Origin of the sequence: Gordonia sp. KTR9, from assembly GCF_000143885.2 — a bacterium.
GTDB lineage: Bacteria > Actinomycetota > Actinomycetes > Mycobacteriales > Mycobacteriaceae > Gordonia.
Genome location: NC_018581.1, coordinates 3,577,044 through 3,593,299, shown reverse-complemented (window position 1 = coordinate 3,593,299; position 16,256 = coordinate 3,577,044). Strand labels below are relative to the sequence as shown.

19 protein-coding genes and 1 tRNA gene are annotated in these 16,256 nt (G+C 68.0%); 6 read left to right on the top strand and 14 right to left on the bottom strand.

Going from position 1 to position 16,256, the window contains the following annotated elements; all coding sequences use genetic code 11:
- Positions 1-37 precede the first annotated feature (37 nt).
- From KTR9_RS16870 to aceE, 3 genes are all read right to left on the bottom strand, one after another.
- Positions 38-946, bottom strand: a complete 909-nt coding sequence (locus KTR9_RS16870) for an ACP S-malonyltransferase (RefSeq protein WP_044506948.1) — start codon at positions 944-946, stop codon at positions 38-40.
- 195 nt (positions 947-1,141) lie between these two features.
- The gene (locus KTR9_RS16865) at positions 1,142-2,413 is read right to left on the bottom strand and encodes a PucR family transcriptional regulator (RefSeq protein ID WP_014927379.1); all 1,272 of its coding nucleotides are present in this window, start codon (positions 2,411-2,413) and stop codon (positions 1,142-1,144) included.
- 76 nt (positions 2,414-2,489) lie between these two features.
- Entirely contained in the window at positions 2,490-5,372 is a 2,883-nt protein-coding gene (gene aceE, locus KTR9_RS16860; protein ID WP_442902690.1) for a pyruvate dehydrogenase (acetyl-transferring), homodimeric type, read from the bottom strand.
- A 152-nt stretch (positions 5,373-5,524) separates the two neighbouring features.
- Between aceE and KTR9_RS16855 the strand changes: the two genes are divergently transcribed.
- The 4 genes from KTR9_RS16855 to KTR9_RS16840 all read left to right on the top strand — a co-directional run bounded on the left by KTR9_RS16855 (position 5,525) and on the right by KTR9_RS16840 (position 8,595).
- The gene (locus tag KTR9_RS16855; protein ID WP_014927377.1) at positions 5,525-6,142 is read left to right on the top strand and encodes a hypothetical protein; all 618 of its coding nucleotides are present in this window, start codon (positions 5,525-5,527) and stop codon (positions 6,140-6,142) included.
- Between the two features lie 216 nt (positions 6,143-6,358).
- Positions 6,359-6,781, top strand: a complete 423-nt coding sequence (locus KTR9_RS16850; protein ID WP_010841185.1) for a DUF3052 domain-containing protein — start codon at positions 6,359-6,361, stop codon at positions 6,779-6,781.
- Positions 6,778-7,260 carry a peroxiredoxin gene (locus tag KTR9_RS16845; RefSeq protein ID WP_014927376.1) on the top strand — a complete coding sequence of 161 codons (483 nt, stop codon included), beginning with the start codon at positions 6,778-6,780 and terminating at the stop codon, positions 7,258-7,260. The genes KTR9_RS16850 and KTR9_RS16845 overlap by 4 nt, the downstream gene beginning before the upstream one ends.
- Before the next feature lie 129 nt (positions 7,261-7,389).
- Positions 7,390-8,595 (top strand): RtcB family protein, encoded by a 1,206-nt coding sequence (locus KTR9_RS16840; protein WP_014927375.1) that lies wholly within the window; start codon positions 7,390-7,392, stop codon positions 8,593-8,595.
- Positions 8,596-8,679: 84 nt separating this feature from the next.
- On the opposite strand, the gene KTR9_RS16835 is transcribed toward KTR9_RS16840, so the two are convergent.
- The 7 genes from KTR9_RS16835 to KTR9_RS16805 all read right to left on the bottom strand — a co-directional run bounded on the left by KTR9_RS16835 (position 8,680) and on the right by KTR9_RS16805 (position 11,688).
- Positions 8,680-8,877: a CsbD family protein gene (locus tag KTR9_RS16835; RefSeq protein WP_010841182.1), complete on the bottom strand. Its 198-nt coding sequence runs from the start codon at positions 8,875-8,877 to the stop codon at positions 8,680-8,682.
- Between the two features lie 87 nt (positions 8,878-8,964).
- Positions 8,965-9,513: a hypothetical protein gene (locus KTR9_RS16830; protein WP_014927374.1), complete on the bottom strand. Its 549-nt coding sequence runs from the start codon at positions 9,511-9,513 to the stop codon at positions 8,965-8,967.
- Positions 9,510-10,106 (bottom strand): DUF6286 domain-containing protein, encoded by a 597-nt coding sequence (locus KTR9_RS16825; protein WP_014927373.1) that lies wholly within the window; start codon positions 10,104-10,106, stop codon positions 9,510-9,512. Before KTR9_RS16825 ends, KTR9_RS16830 begins: the two co-directional genes overlap by 4 nt.
- The gene (locus KTR9_RS16820) at positions 10,103-10,672 is read right to left on the bottom strand and encodes an Asp23/Gls24 family envelope stress response protein (protein ID WP_014927372.1); all 570 of its coding nucleotides are present in this window, start codon (positions 10,670-10,672) and stop codon (positions 10,103-10,105) included. The genes KTR9_RS16825 and KTR9_RS16820 overlap by 4 nt, the downstream gene beginning before the upstream one ends.
- Entirely contained in the window at positions 10,665-10,844 is a 180-nt protein-coding gene (locus KTR9_RS16815) for a hypothetical protein (protein ID WP_004022968.1), read from the bottom strand. The genes KTR9_RS16820 and KTR9_RS16815 overlap by 8 nt, the downstream gene beginning before the upstream one ends.
- On the bottom strand, positions 10,841-11,179 hold the full coding sequence (locus KTR9_RS16810; RefSeq protein WP_044506946.1) for a hypothetical protein: 339 nt from the start codon (positions 11,177-11,179) through the stop codon (positions 10,841-10,843). Before KTR9_RS16810 ends, KTR9_RS16815 begins: the two co-directional genes overlap by 4 nt.
- Positions 11,179-11,688, bottom strand: a complete 510-nt coding sequence (locus tag KTR9_RS16805) for an Asp23/Gls24 family envelope stress response protein (protein WP_014927370.1) — start codon at positions 11,686-11,688, stop codon at positions 11,179-11,181. The genes KTR9_RS16810 and KTR9_RS16805 overlap by 1 nt, the downstream gene beginning before the upstream one ends.
- A gap of 124 nt (positions 11,689-11,812) precedes the next feature.
- On the opposite strand from KTR9_RS16805, the gene KTR9_RS16800 reads away from it, so the two are divergent.
- Positions 11,813-12,466: an RNA polymerase sigma factor gene (locus tag KTR9_RS16800; protein WP_010841176.1), complete on the top strand. Its 654-nt coding sequence runs from the start codon at positions 11,813-11,815 to the stop codon at positions 12,464-12,466.
- Positions 12,459-12,935 carry a hypothetical protein gene (locus tag KTR9_RS16795; protein WP_044506944.1) on the top strand — a complete coding sequence of 159 codons (477 nt, stop codon included), beginning with the start codon at positions 12,459-12,461 and terminating at the stop codon, positions 12,933-12,935. The genes KTR9_RS16800 and KTR9_RS16795 overlap by 8 nt, the downstream gene beginning before the upstream one ends.
- Positions 12,936-12,989: 54 nt before the next feature.
- Here KTR9_RS16795 and KTR9_RS16790 read toward each other — a convergent pair.
- The 4 genes from KTR9_RS16790 to KTR9_RS16775 all read right to left on the bottom strand — a co-directional run bounded on the left by KTR9_RS16790 (position 12,990) and on the right by KTR9_RS16775 (position 16,190).
- Positions 12,990-13,064 (bottom strand) — tRNA-Val (locus KTR9_RS16790).
- Positions 13,065-13,252: 188 nt separating this feature from the next.
- Positions 13,253-13,960, bottom strand: a complete 708-nt coding sequence (locus tag KTR9_RS16785; RefSeq protein ID WP_014927369.1) for a type II CAAX endopeptidase family protein — start codon at positions 13,958-13,960, stop codon at positions 13,253-13,255.
- Between the two features lie 51 nt (positions 13,961-14,011).
- Entirely contained in the window at positions 14,012-15,103 is a 1,092-nt protein-coding gene (locus KTR9_RS16780) for an NAD(P)H-binding protein (protein WP_044506943.1), read from the bottom strand.
- A gap of 103 nt (positions 15,104-15,206) precedes the next feature.
- Entirely contained in the window at positions 15,207-16,190 is a 984-nt protein-coding gene (locus KTR9_RS16775) for a helix-turn-helix transcriptional regulator (protein WP_010841165.1), read from the bottom strand.
- Between the last annotated feature and the right edge of the window lie 66 nt (positions 16,191-16,256).

Below are 16,256 nucleotides of genomic sequence, written 5' to 3'. Positions count from 1 at the left end.
AGCCGACGTTCCGGGGGTCGCGGACTACCCGCGACCGCTATCCAAGTTCGGTGATCTTCGTGATGTCGCCGGGCTCCTTGAGCGCCAGCGCGGGAGTGCCCTTGAGTTCGCGCTTGGCGATACCCACCAGCGTCCCCGCCGGGGGCAGTTCCACCACGGCGTCGGCCGAGTGGTCCCGCAGGTACGCCGAGCAGAGATCCCAGCGGACCGGCCTGGTCACCTGTCCCACCAGTTTTGTCAGCGCGTCGGCGCCGTCCGTTACAGGCTGACCGTCGGAGTTCGACAGCAGCGTGCGGACGGGGTCGGACGGGGTGATCTGTGCCGCGGCAGCGGCGACGGCCTCCTGGGCCGGAGCCATGAAATGTGTGTGGAACGCGCCGGCGACGGCGAGCTTGCGGATGCGAGCCTTCTCCGGCGGCGACGCGATGAGTTCGTCGATCTGAGAGACCGCTCCGGCGGCGACGATCTGACCCGCCGCGTTGCGGTTGGCGGGGACGAGGTCGAGTTCGTCGAGGCGCGCGAGCACCGCGGCCTCGTCGCCACCGAGAACGGCAGCCATGGTCGTGGGCTCGAGCGCGCAGGCCTTGGCCATCTCGGCACCGCGGATCGCGGCGAGCGTGACCGCTTCGTCGGCGGAGATCACACCGGTGATCGCCGCAGCGGCCAGTTCACCCACCGAGTGTCCGGCCACGACGGCGTCGGCAGGCAGCTCGCCGTTCTTGCGGACCTCGTCGTAGGCCAGCAGCGCCGCGACCACGACGAGCGGCTGGGTCACCGCGGTGTCGGTGATCTCCTCCGCGGTGGCGGTGGTGCCGAGCCCTTCGAGGTCCAGCTGGATGAGCTTGGACCAGGTGGCGAGCTGGTCACGCGCGCCCGGCAGTTCGAGCCAGGGCACGAGCATTCCGGGTGTCTGTGAGCCCTGTCCGGGGGCAAGCATCGAAAGCACGTGACCAGAGAACACCCTTTGCCCGTGGGATGTGGGTGTGGAGAAGCATGAACCTTGTCGCCGCCTTTTGTGGGGTTCCCACAAAGGTGACCTACAGGTCACCTGGTTCGTCACCAGTCCGAGATTTGTTACCGAACCGTGTTCTTAAGGCTTCTATCAGCACAAACGGTGAATCGGACATGAAACCGGTGTGACTCATGTGGCTGATGAATGCGATTTGTGCCGGAAGTGTGTCAGTCGACCCACCGTCGACGCGACCCTCAGAACGTAGGCGTCGCGAGGGTTAGTTGGGTCACGTCCTGTGATTTCTGAAATTTTCTTCAACCGGTAGCGGACCGTATTTGGATGTATGTACAGAATCCGAGCGCACGATTCCACCGAGCCGCCCGAGTCGAGGTAGGCATCGAGCGTCGTCGTCAACGTCGAGCCGCCCTCGGCCAGCGGTAGGACGAGGGATTCCACCAAAGCGGTCATCGCTGACTCGTCGCCGTTGAGCGCGCGTTCGGGGAGCAGTTCGAGACTGTGGACCGGGCGCGGGGCGTTCGGCCAGCCCGCCACCGCCTCTATTCCGGCCATCGCCTCGGTCGCACTCGTGTGCGCACTGCCGAGGTTCGGCATCGTCGGTCCGATGACGACCGGGGCATCGGCGAAGTGGGACAGCAGCGCGCCGACGAACTTCTCGGTCGGACGGGCCGGACCGCTCACGATGGCCACCAGTACCGAACCCTGCACCACCGAGAGGGCCGACCGGTCGAAGGACTTGGCCGTGTTGTGGATCGCCAGCGGCACCGAGACGTTCTGTTCCGGCGGCGGGGTCCCGACGATGACGGTGGCGGGTGCATCCGATTCCCAGTTGAGTGCTGCTGCGCGGGACAGCAACTGGGCGCCGGTGTCCCCGCGGACGACCGCGTCGACGACCAGGGCCTCGAGCCGGGAATCCCACGCACCCCGCGACTCCGCGGCCGAGGCGTAGATGGATGCCGCGGCGAAGCCGATCTCCCGTCCGTACCGCAGCACCGACTCGGTGAGCGCGCGGAGCTGGGCGTCGTTGCGGGCCAGGAGCGGGAGCCACTTCTCGAAGAACTCCATCGCCACGCGGACCATCTCGACGGTCTGCAGGAGGGTGATCCGGCGGGCGAGATCCTGGGGGACCACCTGGAAGGCCTGGACCGTGAACTTCACGTTGCCTTCGGGGTCCTGGATCCACTCGACGAAATTGACCACCGCGGTCTGCACGACGAGTTGCACACTCGCGCGCTGCGCCGCGTCGAGATCGGAGAAGTACGGCAGCTGGTCCTGCATCGAGTGGACCGCCTCGGTGGCGAGTCGGCCGCTGTACTGCTTGACCCGCCGGAGCAGTGTGTCCGGGAGTGCGTCGTGCACGGTGGCGGGGGCCGGTACATGGGCGCCCCGCTCACCGAACACATCAGCCGGCGGTGGCTTCCTGTTCACGCTGGCATCGGACACGACCTCAATCTAGACCCTCGGCCGGCCGGAGTCGCCGACCGTGGGCGAGACGAGGCCGCGTCCGTCGACGCGACGCTCAGGCGACACCCGGATCGCTGGTCTGCTCGGGTGCGGCCGAGACATCGTCGATCCGGTACTTGTCGGCGGCCTGCTTGGCGACCGACATCTCGATGTTGCCGTCTCGGGCGAGCGCGACGAGCACGGCGACCACGATCGACTCGGCGTCGACGTTGAAGAACCGGCGTGCCGCCGGACGGGTGTCGGAGAACCCGAAGCCGTCCGTGCCGAGCGTGAGGTAGGTGCCCGGGAGGTAGGCCCGGATCTGCTCCTGGACGCCTCGCATGTAGTCGCTGACTCCGACGAACGGGCCGGCGGCGTCGGCGAGCAACTCGGTCAGGTAGGCCGGGGCCGGTTCGGCCCCCGGATCGCGCACCGCCTCGCGGTCGGCGCGGATGCCGTCGCGGGCGAGTTCGCTCCACGAGGTGACCGAGTAGACGTCGGCGCCGACGTTCCATTCCTCCGCGAGCATGTCTGCGGCGCGCAGCGCGTCGGGCATGGTCACGCCGGAGACGAGGATGTTGGCCGGATGCTGCTTGCCCTCGGGAGCCTTCTGGAACCGGTACGCGCCCTTGACGATGCCGGCCGGATCGAGCCCCTCGGGCTTGGCCGGCTGACTGATCGGCTCGTTGTAGACGGTCAGGTAGTAGAAGACGTTCTCCGGGTCGTCGCCGTACATGCGCTCGATGCCGCGCTCGACGATGTGGCCGAGCTCGTAGGCGAAGGCCGGGTCGTAGGCGACGACCGCGGGGTTCGTGGCGGCCAGCAACGGGGAGTGCCCGTCGGCGTGCTGGAGCCCCTCGCCGGTCAGTGTGGTGCGCCCCGCGGTCGCGCCGATGACGAAGCCCCGCGCCATCTGGTCCGCGGCCGCCCAGAAGCTGTCGCCGGTGCGCTGGAAACCGAACATCGAATAGAAGATGTACAGCGGGATCATCGGCTCGTCGTGGGTCGAGTACGACGTGCCGACCGCGGCGAAGCTGGCCGCCGACCCGGCCTCGTTGATGCCCTCGTGGAGGATCTGGCCCTCCGAGCTCTCCTTGTAGGCGAGCATCAGTTCGGCGTCGACCGAGGTGTAGAGCTGCCCGTTGCGGTTGTAGATCTTGAGGGTCGGGAACCACGAGTCCATCCCGAACGTGCGCGCCTCGTCGGGGATGATCGGGACGATGCGCTTGCCGATCTCCTTGTCGCGCAACAGATCCTTGAAGACACGTACGAGCGCCATGGTGGTGGCGACCTGCTGCTTGCCCGAGCCCTTCGCGGTGGCCTTCAGCGCCGAACTCATGTCCGCCTTCAGGACTTTGGACTTCGTGCGCCGGCTCGGCAGGAAGCCGCCGAGGGTCTTGCGCCGGTCGAGCATGTACTGGAGTTCCGGCGAGTCCTTGCCGGGGTTGTAGTACGGCGGCAGGTACGGGTCCTTCTCGAGCTGCTCGTCGGTGATCGGGATCCGCGTGCTGTCGCGGAAGGCCTTCAGGTCGTCGAGCGTCAGCTTCTTCATCTGGTGCGTCGCGTTGCGACCCTCGAAGTGCTTGCCCAGCGTGTAGCCCTTGATGGTGTGGGCGAGGATGACCGTCGGCTGTCCCTTGTGGGTCATCGCCGAGGCGTAGGCGGCATGGATCTTGCGGTAGTCGTGACCGCCGCGCTTGAGGTTCCAGATGTCGGCGTCGGAGAGATCCTTGACGAGTTCCTTCGTACGCGGATCGCGGTTGAAGAAGTGTTCGCGGACGAACGCGCCGTCGTTGGCCTTGTAGGTCTGGAAGTCGCCGTCGGGTGTGGTGTTCATCAGATTGACCAGAGCGCCGTCGCGGTCGGCGTGCAGCAGCGAGTCCCACTCACGGCCCCAGATGACCTTGATGACGTTCCATCCGGCGCCGCGGAAGAAGGACTCGAGTTCCTGGATGATCTTGCCGTTGCCGCGCACCGGGCCGTCGAGACGCTGCAGGTTGCAGTTGATGACGAAGGTCAGGTTGTCGAGACCCTCGGTGGCCGCGAAGCTGGCGAAGCCGCGCGACTCGGGCTCGTCCATCTCGCCGTCGCCGAGGAAGGCCCACACATGCTGATCGGAGGTGTCCTTGATCCCGCGGTCGTGCAGGTAGTGGTTGAAGCGCGCCTGGTAGACGGCGTTCATCGGACCGAGACCCATGGAGACGGTGGGGAATTCCCAGAAATCGGGCATCAGGCGCGGATGCGGATACGACGGCAGGCCGCCGCCCTCGCCGGCGTGGCTGTGCTCCTGGCGGAAGCCGTCCATCCGGGCCTCGTCGATCCGGCCCTCGAGGTAGGCGCGGGCGTAGATGCCCGGTGAGGCGTGGCCCTGGATGAAGATGTGGTCGCCGCCGCCGGAGTGGTCCTTGCCGCGGAAGAAGTGGTTGAAGCCGACCTCGTAGAGCGACGCCGACGAGGCATAGGTGGAGATGTGGCCGCCCACACCGACACCCGGCCGCTGGGCGCGATGCACCATGATCGCGGCGTTCCACCGGATCATCTGACGGAAGCGGCGTTCGACGTCCTCGTCGCCGGGGAACCAGGGCTCGGCCTCGGTGGGGATGGTGTTGACGTAGTCGGTGGAGGTGAGTGCGGGGATCGACACGCGCTTCTCGCCGGCCCGCTCGAGAAGTCGCAGCATCAGGTACCGAGCGCGACCGGGTCCCGCGGCATCGAGGAGGGCGTCGAACGAGTCGAGCCATTCGTCGGTCTCGTCTGGGTCGATGTCGGGCAGATAGGACGCGACTCCTTCGCGGATGACCCGGACTCGTTGTCCGGCGGCGCGCCCGTTCGAGCGGGGGCCGGTGTTCCCGGCGGGTTCGCTCGGCGAGACGTCCTGTGTCGCATGGTCCATCTGGTTGGTCACGGTGATGCCTACTCCCTCTGACAGGCCGGACTCGGGGTGGTGGTCCGACTGCATGGCGTCGGGCACCGCGCTCCGATGTTGTGCGGTGCCTCCCCTCATCGTGCCCCATGTGGGGTGGCTTGGCACCGGGTGGATCCGTGTCGGCTGTCGCGATCGCGTCGATGCGGTAGCGTCCAGAAACTATTACTAACCAGTAGGGGGAGTGGATGCCGGAGCGAGGAGCGGGAACGGTGGGGCGCCGCCGGGGCCGCGTCATCCGGTCGGCGACCGCGGCCACGATCGCCCTCGGGGCGGCGCTGTCGGGTGCGTGTGCCTCGACGGTCGGTGGCGCGGGCACCCCGGCGCCGGGCGAGGTCGCGGTCTACCGCTCCGAGCTGTCGGCCTCGGCGGCCGCCGAGGTACGGGCCGAGGGGGTCGAGCTGTGCCGCGAGTCGATGGCGTCGATGGTCGTGATGGTCCGGGGGTTCAACGCTTTCGTCACCCGTCTGAACGTCGCACAGTCGTATCCCGGGGTCGGCGATCTCGACGAGAAGGCACGGGCCAGTCTGATCGCCGGCGCCGATCAGATCCGTCCCAAGATCACCGCAACCGCGCCCGCGGACGTCTCGACGCCGGCGCGGACATTCCTGGAATCGACCGCACGGCTGGAGAACGCGATCCGTCGTGAACTGAGTGCCGGCCTCAACCCGGTGTCGGGTCAGTGGTCCCGCGACAAGCAGCGGCTGCTCGACGTGTGCGGCGGTTACACGCCGCTTCCGGCGGCCTCCTCGGCCACCCCGCGCCCGTCCGTCCCGTCGACGACGTCGGACCGTCCCGGCGGGTAGCGCCGCCGCCCCGCGATGATTGGGATCGTGGCACCCGGGGTACCGGTTGTGCACAGGCTGTCGCGAAACGCCCGAAATCACTGACGGCGTTCGGCTTGCAATGTGAGGCTTTAGGCTGTTGCCTATGCTGACAGGCGAACAGCGTGCGAGAACGTACGCTGATTCGGCACAGACGACGCACACAAAGATCCACACATCTTCAGGAGGTCACGCGCGGTGGTAGCCGCCACAGACGGTAGCAACGCCCAGAAACTGGGCTTGACCGCAGGCTTGGTCGTGCAGGAACTCGGCTGGGACGAGGACACCGACGACGAACTGCGCGCTGACATCGAGGACGCGATCGACGCCGAGATGGTCGACGAGGATGCCGACGACGTCATCGACGTCGTGGTCCTCTGGTGGCGCGACGGTGACGGTGACCTCGTCGACGCCCTGATGGACGCGATCGGCCCGCTCGCCGAAGACGGCTTCGTGTGGGTGCTCTCGCCGAAGACCGGCAAGTCCGGCTATGTCGACCCGAGTGAGATCGCCGAGGCGGCCCCGACCGCGGGCCTCACCCAGACCTCGGCCATCAGCCTCGGCGACTGGTCGGCGGCCCGACTCGTCCAGCCCAAGGCCCGCGCGGGCAAGAAAGCATGAGCGGTGCGCTGCCTTCTGCGCCCCTGACCGTCGGCGATCGGGCACCGGACTTCGCCCTTCGCGACCAGAACAACCAGCTCGTGTCGCTCTCGACGCTACGAGCCGATCGCAATGTGCTCGTCGTGTTCTTCCCGCTCGCATTCACCGGCACGTGCCAGGGCGAGCTGGGCTACATCCGCGACCAGCAACCGCGCTTCGAGAACGACGACGTGACGACGGTGACCGTGTCGGTCGGTCCCTCGCCCACACACAAGGTGTGGTCCGCGGCGCAGGGATTCCTGTTCCCGCTGCTGTCGGACTTCTGGCCGCATGGTGATACCGCGCGCGCCTACGGCGTGTTCAACGAGGACCGTGGTTACGCCAACCGCGGCACCTTCCTCGTCGATCGAGACGGCACGATCGTCTTCGCCGACATGGTCGGCCCGGGTGAGGTACGCGAGAACGCGGTCTGGGACAAGGCTCTCGGCGTCATCGGCTGATCGGGTCCGGCCGTCCTCGGATCAGAGTGCCGAGCGGCATGGCAGAAGAAAACCGTTTGCCGCCCGGAGGATTCGACTGTGTGATGTGAGAGCCCGTCGACCCGGGCGCTCACGAAAGGACGATCCTCCATGCCGACCAAGTCGTCGCCCAAGGTGCTGAACTACGCATCGCATGTGGACGACAACACTCTGACCCAGGCGGCCGAGACCGCCCGAATGCCGTTCGTGCACCCGCACATCGCCCTCATGCCCGATGCCCACTTCGGGAAGGGCTCTGCGGTGGGCACGGTCATCCCGACGACCGGTGCGGTGATCCCCGCGGCCGTCGGCGTCGACATCGGCTGCGGCATGATCGCGGTGCAGACGCGACTGCGCGCCGCGGACATCGACGGGATGGACCTCGGCCGACTGCGAGGGAAGATCGAGGATGCGATCCCGCTCTCGCCCGGCAACTACAACCGCGGTCTGGACCGGTTCGGTTTCACGCGGGCCCGGATCGACTCGCTCGACGAGCAGGCGACGAACGACGGTGTGGACCTCTCACATTCGCCGAAGTGGCGGGAACAGCTCGGGTCGCTCGGCGGCGGCAACCACTTCATCGAACTGTGCCTCGACGAGGGTGACGTGGTGTGGCTGTTCCTCCATTCGGGTTCGCGCGGCGTCGGCAACAAGATCGCCCAGAAGCACATCAAGATCGCTCAGCGGCTGTGCCGCCAGTGGTGGATCAAGCTGCCCAACGCCGACCTCGCGTACCTGCCGCAGGGAACGCCGGAGCTCACGGCGTACCTGCGGGATCTGTCCTGGGCTCAGCGGTTCGCGTTCGAGAACCGCGCGGAGATGATGGATCGATTCGTCGCGGTGTTCGCCGAGTGGTTCGGCGACAACGTCTCCGGTGATCGCGATGCCGGGGCGGAGTCGCTGGAAGTGGACCGGATCAACTGCCACCACAACTACACCGTGCGGGAAACGCACGCGGGCAAGGACGTCTGGCTGACCCGGAAGGGAGCGATCGACGCCCATGAGGGCGTCCGGGGTGTCATCCCGGGATCGATGGGAACGCGGTCGTATGTCGTGCGCGGCAAGGGCAATCCGGCAGGCCTGTGCTCGGCGCCGCACGGTGCCGGTCGGCGGTACTCCCGAAGCGAGGCCCGGAGGCGGTTCACCGCCGCGGATCTCGCGGCCCGCATGACGGGGATCGAGTACCGGCACGGCGACGAGTGGGTCGACGAGATCCCCGACGCCTACAAGGACATCGATCAGGTGATGGCCGACGCCGTGGACCTGGTGGACATCGAGCACACCCTGCGGCAGATCCTCAACGTCAAGGGGACCTGACCGGCCGCGTTCGGCCATGAGAACGAGACGAATCCCGAAGGTGCTGAGCACCTTCGGGATTCGTCTGTCGAGCTGGCGGAGATCTCAGTTGCCGGACAGCTTGTCCTTGATGTTCGACGCGGCGTCCTTCACGCTCTCCACGCCGTCCTTGACGGCCGCGGAGAGCTGATCGCCCTTGCCCTCGCTCTTGAGCTGGTCGTCACCGGTCACATCGCCGGCGGTCTCCTTGGCCTTGCCCGAGAGGTCCTCGGCCTTGTTGCTGACCTTGTCGCTGAATCCCATTTCTCTTCTCCTTCATCTCATGTGTTCATTCATCTGTTCGACGACAACCTCGGGTGAGGTCGTCGGTCGGTGCGGGTGTCTGCCTGTTCACCGATCGAGGTGGACGAAGGCCTGCACGTGTACTCCGGAGTCACCCAACGCGGTCCGGATCGCGGTGACTGTGTCGGCGACCGGTGCGGTGACCTCGTCGAAGCGCCGGGTCGGCCTCGCCGACACCTCGAGCCGGATGATGCTGCGCGACCGGTCGTCGATCGCCTTCGCGGTCGCTTTCTGGAACAACGGGTTGCCGGCCAGTTCCGCCGCGGCCGCGTTCGCGATCAGTTTCGGTGCGACGGTGAGCGTTCCGGTCTGATCGGAACCGTCGAGCACGGCGTCGTCGACGGCGCGTGGCCTGATGTTGGTGGCCAGCAACAGCAGACCCCAGCCGACCGCGATCACGGTGAGACCGGCCAGCGCCCAGATCCACCAGGACGCCTGTGCCGCATCGAGAGCGGCGCGCTCGTCGAGACGTTCCACCCATCCGGCCACCGGCTCGATGCCGACCCGCCATGCCATGGCCGCCGCACCGACGACGATGAGAAGCACGGCCACGAGTCCGACCGACAGTCGATGTGCGATGGCGGGAAGACGATTCATCGGACGCTCCTCGTTCCTTGCACGCGCAACCGCACGACGACCTTGGGGGACGACCGCACTTCGGCGGCCGTGTGAGCGACGGTGTCTTCGATCAGCTGGCGGTCGACACCCTGTGGCCGGACCGACACCGTGCACCGGATCTTTCGCCGGGTCACCACCGTGTCGGCGTCGAGTACGCCAGGTAGGTCGGAGACGGCAGCACTGCACCGCCGCGCGACGTCCCCGGGGCGGGTCCACATCCCGTCGCCGCCGGCGAGGGCGAGATGTGTCCTGCGCCGTGGTTTGACCGCGACCCACAACAGGATCAGACCCAGCACGATGGCTCCGACCGCGGCGGGCCACATCCAGTTCTGCCACTGCAGGTCCGAGATCCATTCGGCGGCGGTGACCGACCACTCGCGTCCGTCGAGCCAGTTCGCGCGGACGGCGATGTCGCGCACGGCCACCGCGCCGAGCGCGATGAACCCGAGCCCGAGTGCGGCGCCGGCGATCGCGGCTCCCGGAAGGGCCGCGGGCGGGAAGACGTGTTCCGAATCGGTGTTCCGCCCGCTGTCCATACGTGCGGTATCCGGTTCGAGTGCGGTCTGCGTCATCGTCGTACCCCCAGGTTGGTGCTGATGGTCGAGGTGAGCGTCGCGGTGTCGTGCTGCGGGCCCAGCGGGTCCGGCGTGCCCGACGGCACGCGGTCCGTGCGCGGGGCCTCGGTGTGTAGGTCGTCGGTGTGTGGGTCGTCGCCGACCGGTGGCAGGTCGACGTAACCCCGTTGGCGTCGCCGGATCGCCTGTCGTGGCTCGAATGTGGACACGGTCACGTCGACGCGTGTCGGTGCGACCCCGGCGAGGCGTTCGACCTCCGCGGCGACGTGATCGCGCGTGCGACGGGACACCTCGGCGACTGCACACGGCCACTCGAGGGCGAGGGACAGCGTGATTCTGGTGCCGCCCGCATGGACGGTCGCGTCGGGTAGGGCGGACCTCTCACCGATCGCCCCCAGGACCGAGCCGACGCCGCCGCGATGGCGGACGACGCCCGGGATGTCGAGGGCCGCCCGGGCCGCGATCTTCTCGAGGACGCGGTCGGCGACGGTGAGTGTCCCGGGCGGCGAGTCGTCCCCGGAGGGGGCGCCACCCGTCACCGGCCCGCCGGTGTGCTCAGCCACGACCCCGGCTCCGCAGGAGGGCACCCAGGTCGATGGCGCCGTCACGGTTGAGACCCAGGACGAGTCCCGCGGCGCCGAGCACAACGGCCAGCAGGAAGCCCGCCAGTCCACCGGCGACGGCGGCCAGTGCGAGGAGCAGGCCGACGAACAGACCCACCACTGCGTTGTTCATTTCGCTTCTCCTTCATGCGGACTCGGCTTCGAGCTGACGCTGATGTCGGCCACGGTCACCGAGATCGGTCTCGCGGCGAGCGTTTCGGCGATGTCGCGGACCTGTGCGGCGACGCCCTGCAAGTCGTGCGCGGCGTCGACCACGATGTGGACCTCACCGCTGTCGTCGGCGAGGGACACGCCCGAGACCCGATGTCCGGGTAGGTAGGTGGCGATCTCCCCGAACAGACCGCTGTGCAGGTCGTGCACGCCCGGGACGGCGAGCACGGCGGCGGCGAGGCGATCTGCCAGTGAGCCGCCGTCATCCGTCCGCGCCGCCGGGAGGTCCGACGTCATCACTGGACCCGCGGGGTGGTGTTCGATTCCTGCTCGTCGTCGCCGAACGCGATGTCGTGCACGGTGACATTGACCTCGGTGACCTCGAGACCGGTCATCTGCTCGATCGCGGTGATCACGTTGCGTCGGATGGCTGCTGCCAGTTGATGGATCGCGACGCCGTACTCGGCCACGATGGAGACATCGACGGCGGCCTGGCGCTCGCCGACCTCGACCTCGATGCCCTGGGTGGTACTCACCGTCGTGCCCGGCAGGACGTCGCGAACCCGGCCGACCACCCGTTCGGTGGTGCCGCCCAGATCGTGGACGCCGTCGATCTCCCGCGCGGCGATGCCGGCGACCTTCGCGACGACGATGTCGGCGATGGAGGTGCGTCCCCGATCGCCCGACGAATCACGGCGGGCGAGGGCGCGACCCGCGGCGGCGTCGGTGGCGCCGGTGGTCGACCCGTCGAGGCCGGCCGCGTCGTCCTTCGTGGCGTCCTTGGTCGGGGTGGCGCTTGCGGACATGTCGAACTCCTTCGGTCGTCGTGTCTTCTTCGTAGACGGACCGCCTTCGGATGATGCGCTATCGCAAAGGCTGTTCACGATCCGTCTGTAAGGTCAGTCGGGACGGACGGGGGGAGTTGCACGCATGGGACCCAGTGATTCGGCTCACAGACAGTCGCTCGACCTGTCCGAGCTCGGCGATGACGAACTCGCGGGCGCGGCCGCTGTCGGCGACACCGAGGCATTCGATGTGCTCGTCCGACGGGTGACGCCGGGTCTGCTGCGGTACATGCTGCGGATGGTCGACGGTCAGCAGACTGCCGAGGACCTCACCCAGGAGACATTGCTCGATGCGTGGAAAGGATTGCCCGACTTCGCATTCCGAAGCAGCTTTCGGACCTGGATGTTCACCATCGCGCACCGGAAGGCGGCCGATCACCATCGGCGCAGGCGCGACGTCCCGTTCGACGACGAGCGGTTCGCCGAACTCGAGGCCGCTGGACCGTTGCCCTCCGACATGGCGGAGCGGAGTCTGCTGATCGACGCCCTGCGCGCCGAATTGGACAATCTGCCCGCGACGTCGCGCGCCGCGTGGTGGCTCAAGGAAGTCGAGGGGCTTACGCTCGAGGAAATCGGACAGGTGCTGCGCATCACAACGGGCTCGGTGCGCGGACACCTCCAACGCAGCCGGAAGTTCCTGTTGACCCGTTTGGCACCGTGGAACCCTGGTAAACCGACAACCACACCGACGGCCACGACGATCGTCGGCAACGCGGAGGGAGGCGAGGCCGGTGCCTGACAAGCACATCCGCGACGCCGAGACCGCCGACATCGCCGACGCCTGGCTGGTCGAGGCCACGCAGCGGCTGGCCGACGAGCCCGCGAGCGACGTCGACCGCCTGATCACCTCCATTTCGGGGAGCCTGCAGCGCATCCGGCGGCCGGCGCGAACCCTGGCCACCGACGGGCTGCGCATCACCACCAGCGACCGCGTCGTCAAACAACTGATCGCCGTCCGCACCCGACGCGAACTCGGACGACTGACGGTCTTCGTGTCGGTGGACGGAGCCGGCGACACCGTCGACGGCGTGCGCGTCGGCCTCATCGCCCGCTACGCCGACGACCTCCCCGCGCTGTCCGACGACGTGCGCGACATCGTCGACGAGGTTCTGATCGAGACTCTCGGCGCCGAGAGCAGCGCCGCCGCCCGTCGCAACATCTCGGTGCGTTGGCAGGACGTGTACACGCGGGAGTGGCTCAGCCGCTAGCGATTTCATAGCTCGAAGTCGCGCTGGGCGCGGGTTGGGGCTATGGGATCGGGGTGGTGCGCGCAAAGGGATTCGAACCCCTGACCGCTGGTGTGTAAGACCAGAGCTCTACCGCTGAGCTATACGCGCGTGCCGCGTCGACATTCGTGGCGCTGCGCACACGAATTTAGTCGGTTCGGCGCCGATCGCCCAAACCGGGCTGTGTCCCGGGGCGGAGGCTCGGGTCGCCGGCCCTTCGAGGCTCGTCGCTTGCGCTCCTCGCACCTCAGGGAGCAGGGGGCGTCGCTTGCGCTCCTCGCACCTCAGGGAGCAGGGGGTCAGGCGAAGACGGGCGGGAGGGCCAGGACCATGACGGCGCCCCAGATGACGTGAGTGATCGCGGGTGCGAGGATGCCTGCGGTGCTGCGTCGGAGGATCGCGCACACGGTGCCGAGCACCGCGCCGGCGAAGCCGAGCATCACATTGCCGCTGGCCATGGTGACCAGCACGTAGATCACCGTCGACACGAGGATCGGGTTGTGCGGACGTGCCGCCGAATAGACCGAGCCGCGGAAGAACAGTTCCTCGGCCAGGCCATTGATCATCGTGATCGCGGTGACCACGGCGAGGCTGCCGTAATCGGCGAAGGCGAGTACCTGATTGGCCAGGTCGCTGACGCCGGGGATCATCCTGGCGACGAGACCGCCGACCAGGAACGCCCCGCCCACCGCCACGCCCACGACGACACCCAGCCCGATCGCGCCGACGCGTCCGGGCGGGCGTGAGGGCGTGGGGCTGAAGGCACCGAGCCGCAGCGGGCCGGACAGAAACGCGCCGACGATCCAGACCGCCGCCAGCGCGAGCGTCAACGGGTAGAACGCCGCGTCGCCCGGTTCGACACGCAGCGACACGCCCAGCACGACGGCGCCGATGACGAGGAAGACGCCGACCAGCCAGCGTCGTCGGACGTAGTGGGCGCCGGGATCGGGGTCTCGGTCCGCGGCGACGGACTCGTACAGGTCGCGCGCCAGTGAGGTCACCAGCACATCACCACCTAGTTCGATCGGTCAGGGAATCGGTCGATCAACGGTTACCGGTCACGACGCTACATCGGGGCGCGGCGGGCGGAGGACCCCGACGACCTTGGCCGCCACTCCGAGGGACGTGCCGATCGTCTCGACGACGCTGCGCTTGACCCGCAGCCAATCGCCGCCGGCCCAGGCCGGGTCCGTGTCCGCGAGGTGATGCAGGTCGTCGAGGTCGCACACCGATCGCGGATACGGCGACCGTACCGAGGCGTGAATGGCTTCGCGCATCGGCGTCAGACCGCCCGCCGGTGGCGGGACGAGATCGCGGATTCGATGCTCGGACGCCGTCATCGGGTGGTCGAGCGAGGTGACGAGCTCTTCGGTGAGCGACGTGGGGACCGGCACGAGCATGCCACCCACCCGTCCGGCAAGGCGGGTCGAGATCCCGAAGACCGGCAGCCGCAGCCTCGGCATCCGGATCGCCGACACGTACTCGTGCAGGATCGAGATGTAGCGCGCACTGTCGGGGCCGGAGATGTCGTAGTCCCCGGCGGGCAGAACGGACGAGTCGCACGCCGCGGTCAGGTAATGGACGGCATCGCGGATGGAGATGGGGTCCATCTCGTTGGTGATCCAGCCGGGCTCGGGAATCACCGGCAGCCGGTCGGCCATGTACCGGATGATCTCGAACGACGTCGAGCCGGCGCCGATGATGACGGCGGCACGCAACCACACGAGTTCGGGCCCGCCGTCGACGACGAGCCCCTCGGCGACGTCGGCCCGGCTCTGCAGATGGGTCGACAGCTTGTCGTCCGACGGCACGAAACCACCGAGGTAGATGATGCGGCCGACTCCGGAGTCGCGGGCCGCCTCGGCCACGTTGCGCGCCGCGTCACGGTCGCCGTTGGCGAAATCGCCCTGGCCGATGGCGTGGACGAGGTAGTAGATCGCGTCGATCTGCCCCGCGTCCGACATCGCCTCTCTGACCGAAGCCGGGTCGTCGGCGTCCATGGTCACCATGCTGACCTGGGACGACCAGCCGAACGTGGCGAGCTTGCGGGTGTCCCGCGAGGTGACGACCACGTCGTGTCCCTGTTTGAGCAGTGCGCACACCAATCGGGAACCGACGTACCCCGTGGCGCCAGTGATGAGAAGTCGCATGACACCGACGGTAGAGACATTCGACGGAATGGGTCGGCCTACGGGCTCGCATGTGACAGACACGGTGCCGGTGTCACGGCGAGATCACGAGGTGTGACCGCGGTCACGGCTGCGCGTCGACCGCCCGACGATACCGCTCGGCGACCTGGTCGTGGTACTCCGCAGCCGCCACCAACTCGGCACGGAGCTCGACCGGTTCGATGACGGTGAAGTCCGCTCCGAAGGCGTACATCCAGCGCGCGATCGATGTCAGCGACGTGCTGTAGAGGGTGACCTCGCAGCTGTGTTCGTCGCCGGACTCGAGGGCCCCCCACGACTCGTGGACCATCGCCGAGACCTCGTCGAGCGGGGCGTGGATGCGCACCCGCGCGGTGGCCCGCCGGTACACCGAACCGAGACCGCGGAGCACGAACGCCGCGGCGCCGCCCTCGGGTGGTTCGCGCGGGGTGAAACGCGGTCCGGTCGGGACCTTAGGTTCCATCCGGTCGACGCGGAACGATCGCCAGGCCACGCGCTGCACGTCGAAACCGACTAGGTACCAACGATTTCCGTTGCGGACGAGCCGGTAGGGTTCGATCTCGCGCCGACTCTCCTCGCCGTCGTTGCGCCGGTAGTCGAACCGCAGGCGCTCGTTGCGGTGGCACGCGGTCGCGATCTCGGTGAGGCGGTCGGCGGACACCGCGCTCGCCGGTGCGGTGCGGGGCACGGCCTCGATCCGCAGGGCGTCGAGCCGGTGGCGCAGCCGCGACGGCATGACCTGCCGGAGCTTCGCAAGTGCCCCCGCCGACGCCTCGGCCATGTCGGCCACCGCGCCGGTTGTCACCGCGTCGAGCCCCAGGGCGACCGCGAGGACCTCCTGGTCGTCGAGCAGCAGTGGGGGCATCTCCGCACCGGCGCCCAGTCGATAACCGCCGCGCGAGCCGACGTTGGCGTCCACCGGATAACCCAGTTCGCGCAGCTTGTCGACGTCGCGGCGCACGGTGCGGGTGGTGATGTCGAGCCTCTCGGCGAGTTCTCGGCCCGACCACTCCCGTCGTGTCTGCAGCAGTGACAGCAACGCCAGCAACCGCGCGGAGGTTTCCAACATGCATCACATCGTGCCCGATGATGCGGACAGTTTCGGTCCTTGTTCGGCGCGGCGTCACACCGGGGC

Excerpts from the sequence above, each read along its gene's own strand:
- aceE (WP_442902690.1), bottom strand. The coding sequence starts at position 5,372 with ATGCAGTCGGACCACCACCCCGAGTCCGGCCTGTCAGAGGGAGTAGGC.
- KTR9_RS16855 (WP_014927377.1), top strand. The coding sequence starts at position 5,525 with ATGCCGGAGCGAGGAGCGGGAACGGTGGGGCGCCGCCGGGGCCGCGTC.
- KTR9_RS16845 (WP_014927376.1), top strand. The coding sequence starts at position 6,778 with ATGAGCGGTGCGCTGCCTTCTGCGCCCCTGACCGTCGGCGATCGGGCA.
- KTR9_RS16840 (WP_014927375.1), top strand. The coding sequence starts at position 7,390 with ATGCCGACCAAGTCGTCGCCCAAGGTGCTGAACTACGCATCGCATGTG.
- KTR9_RS16835 (WP_010841182.1), bottom strand. The coding sequence starts at position 8,877 with ATGGGATTCAGCGACAAGGTCAGCAACAAGGCCGAGGACCTCTCGGGC.
- KTR9_RS16830 (WP_014927374.1), bottom strand. The coding sequence starts at position 9,513 with ATGAATCGTCTTCCCGCCATCGCACATCGACTGTCGGTCGGACTCGTG.
- KTR9_RS16825 (WP_014927373.1), bottom strand. The coding sequence starts at position 10,106 with ATGACGCAGACCGCACTCGAACCGGATACCGCACGTATGGACAGCGGG.
- KTR9_RS16815 (WP_004022968.1), bottom strand. The coding sequence starts at position 10,844 with ATGAACAACGCAGTGGTGGGTCTGTTCGTCGGCCTGCTCCTCGCACTG.
- KTR9_RS16810 (WP_044506946.1), bottom strand. The coding sequence starts at position 11,179 with ATGACGTCGGACCTCCCGGCGGCGCGGACGGATGACGGCGGCTCACTG.
- KTR9_RS16805 (WP_014927370.1), bottom strand. The coding sequence starts at position 11,688 with ATGTCCGCAAGCGCCACCCCGACCAAGGACGCCACGAAGGACGACGCG.
- KTR9_RS16800 (WP_010841176.1), top strand. The coding sequence starts at position 11,813 with ATGGGACCCAGTGATTCGGCTCACAGACAGTCGCTCGACCTGTCCGAG.
- KTR9_RS16780 (WP_044506943.1), bottom strand. The coding sequence starts at position 15,103 with ATGCGACTTCTCATCACTGGCGCCACGGGGTACGTCGGTTCCCGATTG.
- KTR9_RS16775 (WP_010841165.1), bottom strand. The coding sequence starts at position 16,190 with ATGTTGGAAACCTCCGCGCGGTTGCTGGCGTTGCTGTCACTGCTGCAG.